Source organism: Chengkuizengella sp. SCS-71B (assembly GCF_040100845.1).
In the GTDB taxonomy this organism is placed as follows: Bacteria; Bacillota; Bacilli; order Paenibacillales; family KCTC-33759; genus Chengkuizengella.
Genome location: NZ_JAZHSH010000001.1, coordinates 2,731,695 through 2,746,863 on the forward strand (window position 1 = coordinate 2,731,695; position 15,169 = coordinate 2,746,863).

Consider the following 15,169-nt stretch of genomic DNA (forward strand, 5'->3'; position numbering starts at 1 on the left):
CATACCATAATATTATTTTCCAAACAAAACAAAAACCACTTATATATCAAGGGGTTTGGACGTTTTAATTATGGTGACCTGAACAGGGTTCGAACCTGTGACCTCCACCCTGTCAAGATGACTAAGACCATTATATATAAACATATTAAAGACATAGATCCATTAATATCAAGGGTTTTCGAGTTTCATAATTCCATAGAATGTAATAGAAAATATAGAAATCGACTGAATCCGTCAACAATTCGTCAACATTTTTGTCAACTGAATTGATTTGTCAAAATCCTTGTTACACTGTACTTTTCAGCTTAGTTTCATAAAAGAGATAGAATGATATTCAATTATAAAACCTACTAACTTGGATATTTTTAAACGGTGAATCATAATCCCTAGTATATATAACCAAGTCCGTTTAATACTGAACGGACTGTTTTGTCGTCCTTACCTGTTTTAATTTCTAGTTCAGGAATGGTTGGCATTCTACGTTTTGAATGAGAAAAGTTATACAAAATTTGTAATACCTTTCGTTCAAGATCGGTAAGCATCACGAACCCCCCCACGATATCATCAAACTTAATCCACTCATATTCACTCTCAAACTCTAGTTTAATTTGTTTTAATTGGGTATCAAATTTAGTTACTGTAGTTACTTTGTTCCCTTTCATTTTCCTCACCCCTTATGGAATATTTGTTCTTTTATATAAGAAATAGTATGTTTGATGCAAAACAAAAAAATCCCACTAGCATTAAGCTAAACTAGTGGGAATAGACAACAACCAAAGAATTAACAATTATTCTGGGAAAAAACAGCGATCTACACGTTTTAATTCAATTTTATCTTCTACGTGTTTATCAAATCTCTCATAAAGAAAAATACCATCATCATCATAATAATGAATATACTTATCCCAAGATATTTGAAATACATCAATAAAATAATAGTCTGCACCACATTTTGTGTCTATTTTTATAGATTTCCAGTTGTGTGTATGTATTGATGTTGTTTCTGCGAATGCATTAAGTGGTAAAATAAATAATGAAATAATTAAAATAAAAAAAGCTACTTTTTTCATTTAATTTCCCCTAATATGATTTTTATAGGTCACCAATCATTTTTCCTTACCATTACTTATTTTCCAATGATGAGATTGGTCCAAATATCAACACCTGTGGTTGCAGCTACGGGGCTAATCATCCTATTGATTTCGCTATCTTTCTTTGACTCTAATTGTTGAAGAGCTAGTACCTGATTCAATAGAATCACCTCTTTTCATTTCAAATTCTGCCTCAATAGTTAACGGTTTTTATATTTCTAATCAAGATAAAAATACATCTACTTTCTTTCTACATTAGGCCTTATGTTCACCAAGTTGGTAGCTGTATCTACACCACTACAACTACACATCAGATTCATTTCACTTTTTTTCTTTGCTTCCAATTGTTGAAGAGCTAGAACTTGATTCATAATCTCACCTCACCTAATTTGGTAATTATATAGTATTAATTTTTATTTTGGTCCTTCAGCAGCCAATAAAGGCTGCTTTCTTATTGTTGTTATTTTGAATGTATTGGCGCCAACTATTCTAGATAATCATACAATATTTTTAAAATTCAATATTTTTAAATAAATCGAATTGACCTGACAAAATTGTAATTGATTATAAACATACTCATAATTTCTACCTGCAATATACAAATATGTATATTATCTTTATTTAACATCTGTATCTTTATTTCTGTACTATATTCTTTACCCCTGACAAGAGCACAATTTAATAAATACAATACAAACGCCCAATCCAAACACTTATAAAAACATATGATGGATTAAGAGTATAAATAACACTAGAACTATTTCAAAAAAAACAGAATACCACTTTCTATAAGATGTAAACCTCACTATTTATATAGTGGGGTTTAAAACTATGAAAAATGTGTACTTACCCTAGGATACACGTCCAATCAAAGTAGATATTCTAAACATATTTATGTACTATTCCAAAATATAAAGGAGGGTGATATTAATGAGTGATTATGGAAGACGCTCTGGTAGTGGAGCTGCAATTGTATTAGTACTATTTATTCTGTTAGTTATTATCTTGTTATGGCAACTTGCAGATGTGTTGAGGGTGTACTAGCCCTAGGACACCAGTGCAGACAAAGTAGATTTAATTTTCATAGTATATAGTACATTATTTTGAAAGGAGGGGTTAACATGAGTGGACATAGTTCTGCTACTGGTGCAGCTATTGTATTAGTGCTCTTCATTCTTTTAGTTATTATTTTAATTGCTAGTTGGTTAGTCGGGACACCTCTCGGACAGCCGGCGGCGATAGTGGGTCCATTCTTATAGTTATTATTTTAGTTGCTACATGGGGACGTGACTTATCGCTCAAGGTTGATCAAGGTTGAGATATGATTTAATGGATTGGCTTAAGATAACTTCACTATTTATAGTGGGGTTTTAAACTATGAAAAATGTGTACTTGCCCTAGGATACCAGTCCAGACAAAATAGATTTTCCTTTCATAGTATATAGTACAACATATATAGGAAGGAGGGATTTTTATGGGAGCAGCTATTGTATTAGTATTATTTATACTTTTAGTTATTATTCTTTTATCTTCAAGAAGAAGAGGTAGTTATTCATCTTTACGACAAGATCCTAACACAGTGATAGGTGAGCCACACAAAGCAGAAATTATTTTTTGATGAGGAGACAGTTATATCTATTTCCATTAAAAATTAATATAAAAAGTATAAAGTCCCTGCTCAGTTTATAGTGTACCCTATGGAATAGACAATTAAAAAAAAGACTACCTATAGGGTTCTTTCATGTTAAGGAGAGTAGATAGATTGGAATTAAATATCATTCAATATTTTTTAACTCAGGGACCTTTTGCGGTCCTTTTTGTTTGTTAAGGAAGGTAGATAGAACGTATGAGTTTTAAATGGTATAATAGCACATTTTCAAACAAGCAAGTCACCTGTCTATACCAAAGTATATCGTTTTAACATAAAATATATTGGCAGCGACTATAAAGCACTCATAGAATCCCTCAACGGAAAACCCTCACTATTTATATAGTGGGGTTTTAATCTATGAAAAATGTGTACTTACCCTAGGATACACGTCCAATTAAAGTAGAATTTCCTTTCATATTATATAGTACATCAATTATAGAAAGGAGGGGTTAACATGAGTGGACACAATGGTTCTGCAGCAGGAATTGTTCTAGTACTATTTATTCTTTTAGTTATCATTTTAGTTGCTGCAAGTGGACATTCGAGATATACTACAGCTCCTATGGTGACTGAATTTTTCTTTCCGATTTCAGAATACATGTAATAGTATAAATTGGAATTATTCAATATTTTTAACCCAAGGACCCTTTTACGGTCCTTTTTAGTTTGAGATGGTAAAATAGCACATTTTCAAACAAGCAAGTCATTTGTCTATACCAAAATGAAGGGTTTAAACATAGAATATAAGGTAGAACTATTACGCACTCATAGAATCCTTCTACGGAAACCTCACTATTTATATAGTGGGGTTTTAAACTATGAAAAATGTGCGCTTGTATCAGAGCATTAACCCAAGCAGTTTAGATTTTCCTTACATAGTATATAGTACATCAAATATAGAAGGGAAGGGTTTTTATGGGAGCAGTTATAGTTTTGGTTTTATTTATATTACTTGTAATAATATTATTAGCTTCAATTAAAACCTATAATCCTTTAGTACACTGTGATGTATTTTACCGTGGGGTATGTATAATACAATGATGTGCTGTAAAAATTCCTTTTCCAATTGAACCACCACTTATGCAGGCACCTCAGTGAAGCATCTCCACTAACGGAGAACTTCATGAGCATGTGAATAGAATATAGCAAATTTAAAGCTCTGCTTATTTTAACAGCAGGGTTTTTTAATGTTAAGGAGGGTGAAGAGATTGGAATTAAATATCATTTATCCTATACGAACTTATATTTGAAATGGTATATAGCACATTTTCAAACAATCAATTCACTTGTCTATACCAAAATGAAGGGTTTAAACATAGAATATAAGGTAGAACTATTACGCACTCATAGAATCCTTCTACGGAAACCTTACTATTTATAGTGGGGTTTTATTCTATGAAAAATGTGTACTTGTATCATAGGAAAGGGAAGGTCAGTTGATTAGTACATTAGTTCAACACTATCAAGAGAACCCTATTGCGATGAACACAAGAAAAATACCAACCAATACTATGATAAGTATGTAAGAGATAAGGAAAGTAAAACATTCTATCAAAGTAAAGAATGGAAACAAGTAAGACAACAAGCCTTAATAAGAGATCGTCATCTATGTCAGCATTGCTTAAAACAAAAAAAGATTACAAGATCTGATATGGTGGATCACATTACACCGATTAAAGAGGATTGGTCATTGAGGTTAGACCTAATTAATCTACAATCGTTATGTCATAGCTGTCATAATAAGAAGACAGCAAAAATAGGATAGGTGTAGTTTTTAAGGAAGGTTGAGAAAAATGAATATGGATAGAAATTAGAATTAGCGAGATAATATTAGTGAGGCTAATGTAAAGATTTTGTGGAGGTGAAAGTATGTTTTTTTCTTTAATAGTATATGAATACCTTAATGCTTTTTTAGTGCCAATTTTAGCAATTATATTTTGTCTTAATCTTGTAGCAATAATAAAAAAAGTAAAGAAAGACGAATCTACTACCGCTAACACATTCTGGTTAACAATATCTTTTGTAATAATGGTATGGATCATTGCTTTTACCCTGCTTTCTACTCTTTCTATGCATTAGATAATATTAGGTATAGAAGTACAGTAGAGTTATATAAAAATGAAATAAATAATCAGGTGCTTTTTTTGTAAACAGAGAATAATTTATAAATAAAATAAGTATTAAATCTTAAGATGAAAGCGGTGAAAAAGTAGACTCTTTATTAAAAGCAATACAGGAACGTCTTGGACATTCACGATATCAAACAACTGCTGATATATATGCCCATGTCACAAAAAAAGTGAGAAAAGAACCGCAGGTAAGTTTGATAAATTTTCTCCAGAAAAAACCATCCCCAATTCGTCCCCAATTTATCAAAACTCAGATAAAATCCAGTCATCACTTAATATTCACTAACAAAAAAAACCTTGATACACAAGGGGGTTGAACGTTTAAATGATGGTGACCTGAACAGGGTTCGAACCTGTGACCTCCACCCTGTCAAGATTCTGGATGCAGTTTTCAGTACCTTCCTCCATCAACCTAAACCCTTTAATATCAAAGGTTTTAGGGATTATAGGAACATTTATTCCTCCCCTAATTTACCCTATTTAACTATAAAAGTTGTCCAAAAACTTGTCCAAAAAGGCAATAAAAAAAAGCGAGGTTTCCCTCACTCGATTTAACTTCCGTTCAACCATTTAAAAAAGGTTTCTCTTGATATTTTATACATTCTCCCAACCCTTACATAGTGGAATGGTTTTGAAAGTAGCAACTCATAAGTTTGACGTTCACCAATATCTAAAATCTCCTGTATGTGTTTAGGTGTCAAAACTTCTGGATATTTTTCAATGTTTATTTTTCCATTCATTAAATTCTCCCCTTTCTTTATGCTTACAAGGGAATGTGTTGTTGAAATCATACGTTTTGTGACGCTTTACGCCAAATTTCTTTCGAATTTCTTTGATCGGCTTTAACTTGTTCGATTGATCGTTTATTCGAATCACACCAAAATGTAAACTCACGAAGTTCTTCAACCGTTAAATCATTTTGTTCTGCTATATACGAAACAAGTGAATTCCAACGTTCTTCGTTAATCTTCTCACGATTTTCTTCGAACCAAACGAATGGGTTTTTGTCACGTTTACAACTATTCAAATTTGAATCTAACGGATATACATTTCCAATCGTTAAGCCGCCATGTCCCCACGAAACAGGAATAAAATGATCAACCGTGAAGTTTTTCGAATTGGTCAACGCACATTGTCCGCTAAAGCGTTCTATAATCGAAACCCATATTTGACCGTTAAATTCACGAGGTAATAATTTTTCGAATAATTTTCTAATAATTTCACCCCTTATAAGGAAAGGATGCCTTCCGAAAGAAAAACGTCATTTCAATTTACGATCAATTACCGATCTTTATTTCCAGTTGTCAATTTAGCTTCAGCAATTTCATCATAAACATTTTCTAAGCGTTGATTCGCTATTTCAACGTATTTTGGTTCCATTTCAAAACCTATAAATTTACGATTTGTTTTCAAACAAGCAATTGCTGTGGTTCCTGAACCTATGCAATTATCTAAAACTACATCATTTTCATTGGTGTAAGTTTTAATTAAGTATTCAAATAACGATATTGGTTTTTGTGTTGGATGGTATTTACTTTTGTCTCTCGAAAACTTTTGGACAGTTTTAGGATATCTGAACCCTTCGTTTTTTGTAACAACCTCATCAACACTATCTTTACCATAGTTACTACCATGATGTGATTTCTTCACTATATATGATTTACCCTCGGTCATTTGAGGATTATATGTTGGTGATTTTTTATAAAATACTAAAATATTTTCATGATCTTTTAGAGGCATCTTTTTAGCATTTAAAAAACCTGTTCCAGCATCTTTCTGCCATATCCATTCATACTTCAACATTTTGAGATTACTCATACCTAAAACTTTATCAAAAGGAGTTTGAGCTGTAAGTATAATTGCTCCATTATCCTTAATAATTCGTAAGTATTGCTTCCACATTAACTCTAAATCAATTATAGAATCCCACTTATTTTGAGTTGTTCCATAAGGTAAATCACATAAAACCATATCTAAAATTTATCAGGAATTAGTTTCATCCCTTCCAAACAATCCATTTGATAGATTCGATTTAGTTCTAAACTACCTAATATTTTTTCACATCTATTTTCCGCTTGCTTCATTTGTATTCACCAAACATTTGCGAAACAGCTTCGATTTCAATCTCTTCTTCGCTTTACTCATAATGAAGCAGCGTAAACATTCGTCAGTAAGATTAGAGGATTACGGATAAAAAAAGCGTCGATCGTTAGATCAACGCTCTGTATTTTACATTAAATTTTAACTAACATAAGACTACAATCTTAACATGATTTATAATAACAATATTCAAAGTTTATCTTCGTTTTTATCATATATTTTTATTTCTTTTATTGAATCAAGAATATTTATAGTACCACTTTTAAAATCTAAAGGATGTATATACATCCTTAATGTATCAATTCCATAAAGGTCAATATCATCAATTCCAATATATTCAAATATTTCATAAACCCCTTCTACAGAAAAATTATTGTTTTTAGAATATGTTTTACCTTGATCATCAACTAAATTAAAATGAAACACACCTAAATCAATACTATCATTATTAAAAGACCATTTATTATACCAAAATCCAAAATGGAGTCGGTTTGTATCAGGGGAATAATATAGGTCAGTTAGTTTAATATTTATGTCTTTTAAATTGTGTTCTTTAAGTTGAATAGTTAATAACTCTGCCCGTGGTCGGGGGTCTTCTTTATAATAAATTAATGGTTTTATAAAACCGTACTTATATTGCATGAGTTCCCAATTTTTTTGAAGAAAAAGAAAAAAGCCAACAATAGCTAAGCCAATAAATAAAAATATTAATTTCTTTTTCAATTTTAATCTCCCCCTAAAAATTTTTCTTTCTATATGAATAGTATGCATAATTAATAAGAAAAACACAAAGTAGTCTCTATAAAAGGAATTAATCGGATAATAAATGTTTTTATTATTGAACCACAGGTGCAAGACAATTTTTATTCCATTGTATATTTATTTAATTCTTCTGTTTACAATACTGATTTCTTAAAACATAGAAACCCGAATAGTGGATACATTTAAAAAATGCCCCGCTATTCGGGTTATAGTTCAACCCTTTGAGGAATATATTAATGTATTAATACTTTACTCCTATTTCACCCTGAACGCTTGGGTTGGTCTAGTGTACGAATGATTGATAAATACGCTCATATTATGCCAAACATGCAACAAGAGACTGCGGAGACTTTCGGAAATGCTTTCTTTAACGCAAAATGAAGTTTTAATAATAAAGTTTGCCAAAAATATAAAGTTGTCCAAAAGTTGCCCAAAAAGTGAAAAATCGCAATTTCACATCAAAACTACAATTCCCAAACAAAAGAAAAACCCCTTGTGTATCAAGGGGTTTGGGCGTTTTTATTATGGTGACCTGAACAGGGTTCGAACCTGTGACCTCCACCCTGTCAAGATGGCGCTCTCCCTGCTGAGCTATCAGGTCATTTATAGTTAAATGCTTTTGCAAATATTTAGTATATTCATACTACCAAGGATGAATGAAAAGGTCAATCATTAAATATTAAAAACTAATCTATGATGTCATTAATAAATTTTTTTGTTTCTAAAATAGCTTGCTCCAATGGTTTAGTTGTTCCTTGAAAAGGATGAACAGCATTAAATGTATGATTCCCTTCTAAAATATGAATCCACTTGATATCAGGATTATTTTGGACCAATTGTTGAGACCCTTTAATTAATCGATCATGATCCTTTGTACCTTGAATAAGAACAATAGGAGTTCTCGAAGATTTCGCTCTTTCAAGAATATTATACTTATCTTTATTCTCTTCCATGTCATCCAGTATTTCTACATTTAAAGGCATTTGCTGCTTCGTGCGCGCATTATAAACAAAAGAACTTCCTGTTTGTTTCATTTCCTCTTTCTGCTCTCTGGTGAATAAATCTACGTTTGTAATTCCATTCCAGCTGACTACTGCTTGAACTGCTTCAGGATGATCAAAGCTATATATCAAACATACTCCCGCTCCTCTACTGTGACCTAATAAATAAAGAAAAGATGAATTCACCTCTATAGGGAGCTTACTATTTTGAACAGCATCCACTATTATGTCTAGATCCTCTAATTCTCTTGCATATGTATTTTGTGCAAATTTATCTAATTCCGTAAAATCAAGTAGATTCTCACCAACTCCATTGTAGGAGAAATTGAATGTAACTACATCCAGATTATCTGCTAATGCTTTTCCAATATAAGAAAACATGCCCCAATCTTTAAAACCTTTAAAACCATGGCAAACAATGAGAGTCCCCTTTGAAGGATTTTTGGAGACATAAACATTCCCTCTTAATAACCTATTTTCTTCCATTCTAATTTGAAATGGGATAGACAATATATACCCCTCCTTTTGTTGATATTAAACTAATTCAATCCTCTTTCGATTTTTTGCAGACTCAATGCAAGCTGAGACTACCTTCATATTATGATACGCATCCTTAGGTTGAAAAGGTAGAGGTTGATTTTGAAATATACTTTGTGCAAAATGATCTGCTTGCAACGTATATTGATTTACTTCAGGTACCTCGATTACTTTGGAATCACCTTTTTTTGTAACTATAAAATGATTCTTTCCATCCATTGTAATAAATGCACTTGGCACTTCAATTTTTCCGTCAGAACCTACAACCTCTAAACTATTTCTAAATTCTGCCCACATCCCACAGTCAAAAGTTAGTGATACTTGATTCGGGAATTCGATCAAAGCAGATGCCATCATATCAACTTGATCATGATGAGAAGAGAAAAAAGCATGCGTAGTCACAGCCTCTGGTTCATTCTCTAAAATAAATCTTGCAGCACTAATTGGATAACATCCTACATCATATAATGAACCACCTCCCATATGTTGTTTGTATCTAACGTTTTCCATATCCTCTGCATTATTAAACGTAAATGCACTATGTATTCCACGTATTTCACCAATTTCACCTGATTTAATCATCTCTTTTAACTGTTTATAACGTGGATGATAACGATACATAAATGCTTCAGCTAAATAAACGTTAGCCTTCTCACAAGCTTCAATCATTTCAATAGCTTCATTTTCATTTAGTGCTATTGGTTTTTCGCATAATACATGTTTACCAGCTTGTGCTGCTTTGATCGTCCACTCTTTATGTAAATGGTTTGGAAGTGGAATGTATACTGACTCAATGTCTGGATCAGCTAACAATTCCTCATAATCTCCATATGCTCTTGGTATGTTCAATTCTAATGCTACTTTTAAAGCCTTTTCTTTCCCTCGACTTGCAATAGCAACCACTTCATTCATTTTTGATTCTTTTATGCCAGGTATAACTGAGTTTATAGCTATATTTGCACAACCCAAAATTCCCCATTTCATTTTTCTACTTTGTATAATGTTCACTCCTAAATTCAATTTTCTTGAATAATAACCTTATTTTCTGTATATTAAAAAAAACTTCATTCATAAATATGCTTTTACTCTATATATTATGAAGTAGGAAGTTCTGTTAAACAAGTAACTAAAAAAATAAAAAAATATTATTGCAACATTTCTGCCGTCTAGTCCGTCTAATAGTTAAATCAATTTATGAAAGAAGGGTTAAAATTGAAGAAAAAAATATTAACAGGGTTATCCTTGATCTTCATGTTTATTTTTGCGGTTACTGGATCAGTTTTTGCTTTTAGCGACTTACCAGAGGGAACAGACAAAAACATTATTATGGAATTAAAGCGAAATGGAGTTGTAAGTGGAATGGACGAAAATAATTTCGCTCCAAATGGAAAACTTACCTACGCTGAAGGAATTGCCTTAATCGTTAAAGGATTAGATTTGAACTTAGCCCATATGACATTTATTAAGCAACCTTTAGCAAGTGATTATTTTACGAACATATCAGATGATTCCTGGTATGATGATTATTTTGTAAAAGCCTATTTAAATGGTGTGGATCTAGATAAAGATGTTAATCCAAACAAAAAGATGACAAAAGAGCAATTTTCACATGCCTTATTTCAAGCAATGGATGCAAAAGGTGACTATAGCTTTATAGAGATGTTCTTAACAATTTCAGATGCTGAAAAGATCAATCCAGAATATATGGGTAGCATTCAAAAAATATTACTTTCAGAAGTTGCTTCCTTAGATCAAACAAGCAAATTCCATCCGGCACAACTTGTCAAAAGAATTGATGCTTCAGTAATGATATATAAAGCAATTAAATTTGTAGATAGTCATTCAGAGGAAGAATCGCCAATTGACGTACCGGCACCTATTCCTGATGAAGAAGTTACCTTTAAAGTAGAGAAAGTGAATGAAGAAGTGAATAAAGTTACTTTATCTTGGGGAGAAAAACCAAATGCAGGTTACTCAATAGAAATTACATCCGTGGATTTTGTTAATAATGAGGCTGTCATTCATTATCAACTTCATTATCCAGTTGAAGGAATGATGTATGCTATGGTAATTACTGAACCTAAAGCAGAAACTTATATTTCAAATTCATTAACACCTAGTATTCAACAAGAAAAATAAAACAAAAATATCTCATAAACAACTCCTTACATTTTTTCAAAAAATGATGAGGGGTTTTTTATTTATATATAAATAAAAAATTTGCATAAAGCAAATGATAGTTATGACAATAAATTCAATTTTACACCTTGTTGCTGAGTCTAAATTAAGAGAGGATAAATCCCATTGAAACCATTCATACCGCAGCTTGTATATTTTGAACCAAACGCATTGGAATATCCATTCGGAAAACAACTGTTTGATAAGTTTAACGATATGGGGTTAGAAATAAGAAAAACAACTTCACATAATCAAGTGAGAAATATTCCTGGAGATAGTGAGTTAGAGAAATATCGCGTTGCTAAATCAACATTAGTTGTTGGAATTAGAAAAACGTTAAAGTTTGATTCCTCTAAACCCTCAGCTGAATACGCCATTCCATTAGCTACTGGATGTATGGGACATTGTCACTATTGCTACTTACAAACCACACTTGGAAGCAAGCCTTATATTAGAACTTATGTTAATCTAGAGGATATCTTTAATCAAGCACACAAGTATATCAGCGAACGAGAACCTGATATCACACGTTTTGAAGCGGCCTGTACGTCTGATATAGTTGGTATTGATCACTTAACCCATTCCTTAAAAAAAACGATTGAATTTATCGGTAAAACCAACCTAGGCAGACTTAGATTCGTTACAAAATACCATCATGTTGATCATTTACTAGATGCTGAACATAATGGTCATACACGTTTTCGATTTAGCATTAACTCTAAATATGTGATCAAAAACTTTGAAGCAGGCACTTCTCCTTTAGAGCACCGGATACAAGCTGCAAAAAAAGTAGCTCAGGCCAATTATCCTCTAGGATTTATTATTGCCCCAATTTATATTTATGAAAATTGGCAAGAAGAGTACATTGATTTACTAAAGAATTTGTCTGAAGCTTTGAACCCTATAAAAGTGCCTGATTTAACCTTTGAATTAATCCAACATCGTTTTACTAAACCTGCAAAAAGAGTTATTCAAGAGCGTTATCCGAATTCAAAACTAGAGATGAACGAAGAGGATAGAAAATATAAATGGGGAAGATACGGAATTGGAAAATATGTTTATCCTGATGATGAAGCAAATGCCATTAAAGAAATAATGCAACTAAATATAAAAAAATACTTCCCTCAAGCCAAAATTGATTATTTCACTTAACTTAAAATAGGTTTGAAGAACTTAAAAAAACTCCCCTCTACCTACCTCTATGGATAGAAACAAGGGAGTTTTAAATGGTGCCGAGGACCGGAGTCGAACCGGTACGGTAGTCACCTACCGCAGGATTTTAAGTCCTGTGCGTCTGCCAATTCCGCCACCCCGGCACATTTTAATTGGTGGGCCTTGAGGGACTCGAACCCCCGACCAATCGGTTATGAGCCGATTGCTCTGACCAACTGAGCTAAAGGCCCAAACTTGGTTGCGGGGGCAGGATTTGAACCTACGACCTTCGGGTTATGAGCCCGACGAGCTACCAGACTGCTCCACCCCGCGTTGCTAGCTTGTATAACAGCGACAAGAGTAATCATACACAATGCTAAAAACAAAGTCAAGGGTTTTTTTATAATCTATGTTTTCACAATGTTTAGAAAATTTAATTCAAATAATGTATCGCACACCATATCTGCCTTTTTGGGATCTAAAAACCTCAACTTCCATTGGATATTCAAAGCCATATACCCACCAGTCTTCCTCCATTCTTTTAGCTAAACATCCAGCTTGAAATTTGGAATCGTACAATTTCACACAGTAAATCCATTTCATATCCTCACCTCATAAACTATATACGATAGTTTTAGATTAACCGTTTTTTGCACATTTAATAAAAAAATATTTAGTTGAATTGGATTTTACTTTTCATTGTTATTCTAAATTGAGGATTTTAAATTATGATTCGTCTTCCTGTTCTTCTTCATCACGGTATCGATGAGCAAGACGGCTCGATGCCGATGCGGCAATACTAGCCACTAAATCATCTAAAAATGTATGGATACCATTGTTTCTTTTCGTATCTAATTTCTTTATAATTCCTATTTTATTTTTATCTAAATGTCCAAATGTTGTTAATGCAATACTGCCATATGCATACACTGAACCAATAGCTAACGTTTCATCACAACCAAATAATCCCTCGTCTGTTTCAATAAGTGACTGCAGTGGTTCAGATAACATCCCTTTTTCACATAAAACATCAATCTCGATCCCAACCAAAACGGCATGTTGAACTTCTCTTTTCTCTAATACAGCCTCTACACTTTCTATGCAATCGTCCATATGCAAATCCTCATGATAAGCTGACTGCATCTCATATACAATAAAAGCAATATCCTCTATTTTTACTCCACGCTCATTCAGCTTTTCAAAAACTGCAGTTCGAACTTCTTTACTGTGTACTTGTCTTTTCATTTCAAACCCCTCCCTTGAAAAGATTTATATATTATATCATATCTTCACAAAATATCCCTTATTAAAATGGATAAAAACAGCTATAATAGAATTAGATAGAAATTAGATACGTTATCATATGCAGCGTGTTCATTTTTCTTGCAAAACTCCTGTACTCAAATTAATAAGGAGGTATTTTTTATGAATTTCGGAGTTGTAGTATTTCCAAGTAAGGAGATTCAAGATTTCTCTAACTCTCATCGTATGAGGTATGATCCACATTATAAACTTTTACCTCCTCATATCACGATCAAAAAACTTGAATCATTTGATGAACAAAAAATGGATGAAATAGCAGCTCATCTTGAACATGTCACTTCAGATTTATCACCATTTGAAATCACATTTAATCGAGTATCCAACTTTTTTCCATTAAGTAATGTGATTTACCTTGCACTTGAGGAGACGAACAGAATAACAAACTTATACAAAAGTATTAACACGGGAATATTACAAGAAGAACATCCTCAATATCCATTCACTCCTCATTTAACAATTGGGCAGAAACTAAATGAAGATGAGATGTTTGATATTTTTGCAAATTTAAAAAACCAAAATATTCACTTCCGTATGAAGGTGGATCGCATTCATTTACTTTATCAACTTGAGAACGAAGTATGGACTGCATACCAAAGTTTTGTATTAAAAGAAACACATTAAATTCATAATACTTTGTCAAATAATCATTAAAATGCTTACTCCATGTGTGTGAAAACATGGAGTAAGCATTTTATATTTTGAAATCTAATATAACGATATTATTCCCTGTGTTATTTTAGAAACTTTATAACAATTGCTTCGTATAAATAAAGGTTAATGTTAAATAGAAAAAGGGGAGAGTTTTTATTGGGTTTTCCAGGTCAATCATTTAACATCATGTTTACAATTGTTCCGATATTAATAGGAATCACATTCATTTTTGTATTTGGAGGTATTATCTTCACAATCGTTAAAAGTGCTTCACAGTGGAATCATAATAATAAACAACCCATACTCACAGTGAATGCTAAAGTAGTTAGTAAAAGAGATAAAGTTAGCAGCAGAAGGAGTCATCATGATAATCATGTCTCTCATCATACTTCAACTACATATTATTCAACATTTGAAGTGGAAAGTGGTGATCGTATGGAACTGCAAATGAGTGGTGAACAATACGGGATTTTAGTTGAAGGAGACCTAGGTAAATTAACTTTTCAGGGGTCTCGTTACAAGGGATTTGAAAGAATTGTAAAATAACTACTAAATAAACCTCCTGCCATTACCAATGGTGGAGGTTTGTTTTAA

General features: G+C 32.3%; 21 protein-coding genes and 4 tRNA genes. 9 read left to right on the forward strand and 16 right to left on the reverse strand.

Features of this window, described 5'->3' with window-relative positions; genetic code table 11:
* Window positions 1-386: 386 nt before the first annotated feature.
* The 4 genes from VQL36_RS13330 to VQL36_RS13345 form a co-directional block, all read right to left on the reverse strand.
* Window positions 387-662, reverse strand: coding sequence for a hypothetical protein (locus VQL36_RS13330; RefSeq protein WP_349249796.1), 276 nt, complete (start codon window positions 660-662; stop codon window positions 387-389).
* A 126-nt stretch (window positions 663-788) separates the two neighbouring features.
* Entirely contained in the window at window positions 789-1,070 is a 282-nt protein-coding gene (locus VQL36_RS13335) for a hypothetical protein (protein ID WP_349249797.1), read from the reverse strand.
* A gap of 56 nt (window positions 1,071-1,126) precedes the next feature.
* Window positions 1,127-1,252: a class III lanthipeptide gene (locus tag VQL36_RS13340; RefSeq protein ID WP_349249798.1), complete on the reverse strand. Its 126-nt coding sequence runs from the start codon at window positions 1,250-1,252 to the stop codon at window positions 1,127-1,129.
* A gap of 78 nt (window positions 1,253-1,330) precedes the next feature.
* On the reverse strand, window positions 1,331-1,462 hold the full coding sequence (locus VQL36_RS13345; RefSeq protein WP_349249799.1) for a hypothetical protein: 132 nt from the start codon (window positions 1,460-1,462) through the stop codon (window positions 1,331-1,333).
* Window positions 1,463-2,212: 750 nt separating this feature from the next.
* Here VQL36_RS13345 and VQL36_RS13350 point away from each other — a divergent pair.
* The 5 genes from VQL36_RS13350 to VQL36_RS13370 all read left to right on the forward strand — a co-directional run bounded on the left by VQL36_RS13350 (window position 2,213) and on the right by VQL36_RS13370 (window position 4,821).
* Entirely contained in the window at window positions 2,213-2,350 is a 138-nt protein-coding gene (locus tag VQL36_RS13350) for a hypothetical protein (RefSeq protein ID WP_349249800.1), read from the forward strand.
* Between the two features lie 215 nt (window positions 2,351-2,565).
* Complete coding sequence (locus tag VQL36_RS13355; protein ID WP_349249801.1) at window positions 2,566-2,709, forward strand: hypothetical protein; 144 nt, start codon at window positions 2,566-2,568, stop codon at window positions 2,707-2,709.
* Window positions 2,710-3,196: 487 nt separating this feature from the next.
* A complete protein-coding gene (locus VQL36_RS13360) occupies window positions 3,197-3,346 on the forward strand; it encodes a hypothetical protein (protein WP_349249802.1) in 150 nt (49 codons plus the stop codon).
* A 987-nt stretch (window positions 3,347-4,333) separates the two neighbouring features.
* Window positions 4,334-4,507, forward strand: coding sequence for an HNH endonuclease signature motif containing protein (locus VQL36_RS13365; RefSeq protein ID WP_349251178.1), 174 nt, complete (start codon window positions 4,334-4,336; stop codon window positions 4,505-4,507).
* Window positions 4,508-4,611: 104 nt separating this feature from the next.
* A complete protein-coding gene (locus VQL36_RS13370; RefSeq protein WP_349249803.1) occupies window positions 4,612-4,821 on the forward strand; it encodes a hypothetical protein in 210 nt (69 codons plus the stop codon).
* A gap of 601 nt (window positions 4,822-5,422) precedes the next feature.
* Here VQL36_RS13370 and VQL36_RS13375 read toward each other — a convergent pair.
* From VQL36_RS13375 to VQL36_RS13405, 7 genes are all read right to left on the reverse strand, one after another.
* Window positions 5,423-5,611: a helix-turn-helix domain-containing protein gene (locus VQL36_RS13375; RefSeq protein WP_349249804.1), complete on the reverse strand. Its 189-nt coding sequence runs from the start codon at window positions 5,609-5,611 to the stop codon at window positions 5,423-5,425.
* Between the two features lie 47 nt (window positions 5,612-5,658).
* Window positions 5,659-5,997, reverse strand: a complete 339-nt coding sequence (locus tag VQL36_RS13380) for a hypothetical protein (protein ID WP_349249805.1) — start codon at window positions 5,995-5,997, stop codon at window positions 5,659-5,661.
* A 155-nt stretch (window positions 5,998-6,152) separates the two neighbouring features.
* Window positions 6,153-6,842, reverse strand: coding sequence for a site-specific DNA-methyltransferase (locus VQL36_RS13385; RefSeq protein ID WP_349249806.1), 690 nt, complete (start codon window positions 6,840-6,842; stop codon window positions 6,153-6,155).
* Between the two features lie 318 nt (window positions 6,843-7,160).
* Complete coding sequence (locus tag VQL36_RS13390; RefSeq protein WP_349249807.1) at window positions 7,161-7,694, reverse strand: hypothetical protein; 534 nt, start codon at window positions 7,692-7,694, stop codon at window positions 7,161-7,163.
* A gap of 564 nt (window positions 7,695-8,258) precedes the next feature.
* Window positions 8,259-8,334 (reverse strand) — tRNA-Val (locus VQL36_RS13395).
* An 85-nt stretch (window positions 8,335-8,419) separates the two neighbouring features.
* On the reverse strand, window positions 8,420-9,244 hold the full coding sequence (locus VQL36_RS13400; protein WP_349249808.1) for an alpha/beta hydrolase family protein: 825 nt from the start codon (window positions 9,242-9,244) through the stop codon (window positions 8,420-8,422).
* Between the two features lie 24 nt (window positions 9,245-9,268).
* Complete coding sequence (locus VQL36_RS13405; protein WP_349251179.1) at window positions 9,269-10,270, reverse strand: Gfo/Idh/MocA family oxidoreductase; 1,002 nt, start codon at window positions 10,268-10,270, stop codon at window positions 9,269-9,271.
* 213 nt (window positions 10,271-10,483) lie between these two features.
* Here VQL36_RS13405 and VQL36_RS13410 point away from each other — a divergent pair, with 213 nt between their 5' ends.
* Window positions 10,484-11,410: an S-layer homology domain-containing protein gene (locus VQL36_RS13410; RefSeq protein ID WP_349249809.1), complete on the forward strand. Its 927-nt coding sequence runs from the start codon at window positions 10,484-10,486 to the stop codon at window positions 11,408-11,410.
* Between the two features lie 165 nt (window positions 11,411-11,575).
* Entirely contained in the window at window positions 11,576-12,601 is a 1,026-nt protein-coding gene (splB, locus tag VQL36_RS13415; protein WP_349249810.1) for a spore photoproduct lyase, read from the forward strand.
* Between the two features lie 75 nt (window positions 12,602-12,676).
* Here splB and VQL36_RS13420 read toward each other — a convergent pair.
* From VQL36_RS13420 to VQL36_RS13440, 5 genes are all read right to left on the reverse strand, one after another.
* Window positions 12,677-12,765, reverse strand: a tRNA-Leu gene (locus tag VQL36_RS13420).
* Between the two features lie 10 nt (window positions 12,766-12,775).
* Window positions 12,776-12,852, reverse strand: a tRNA-Ile gene (locus VQL36_RS13425).
* A gap of 5 nt (window positions 12,853-12,857) precedes the next feature.
* Window positions 12,858-12,934: transfer RNA gene (locus VQL36_RS13430), tRNA-Met, on the reverse strand.
* A gap of 105 nt (window positions 12,935-13,039) precedes the next feature.
* Window positions 13,040-13,204 (reverse strand): hypothetical protein, encoded by a 165-nt coding sequence (locus VQL36_RS13435; protein WP_349249811.1) that lies wholly within the window; start codon window positions 13,202-13,204, stop codon window positions 13,040-13,042.
* Window positions 13,205-13,327: 123 nt separating this feature from the next.
* Complete coding sequence (locus VQL36_RS13440; RefSeq protein WP_349249812.1) at window positions 13,328-13,846, reverse strand: phosphatidylglycerophosphatase A; 519 nt, start codon at window positions 13,844-13,846, stop codon at window positions 13,328-13,330.
* Between the two features lie 180 nt (window positions 13,847-14,026).
* Here VQL36_RS13440 and VQL36_RS13445 point away from each other — a divergent pair, with 180 nt between their 5' ends.
* Window positions 14,027-14,545 (forward strand): 2'-5' RNA ligase family protein, encoded by a 519-nt coding sequence (locus VQL36_RS13445; RefSeq protein WP_349249813.1) that lies wholly within the window; start codon window positions 14,027-14,029, stop codon window positions 14,543-14,545.
* A 186-nt stretch (window positions 14,546-14,731) separates the two neighbouring features.
* Window positions 14,732-15,121 (forward strand): DUF2500 domain-containing protein, encoded by a 390-nt coding sequence (locus VQL36_RS13450; protein WP_349249814.1) that lies wholly within the window; start codon window positions 14,732-14,734, stop codon window positions 15,119-15,121.
* Window positions 15,122-15,169: the final 48 nt, after the last annotated feature.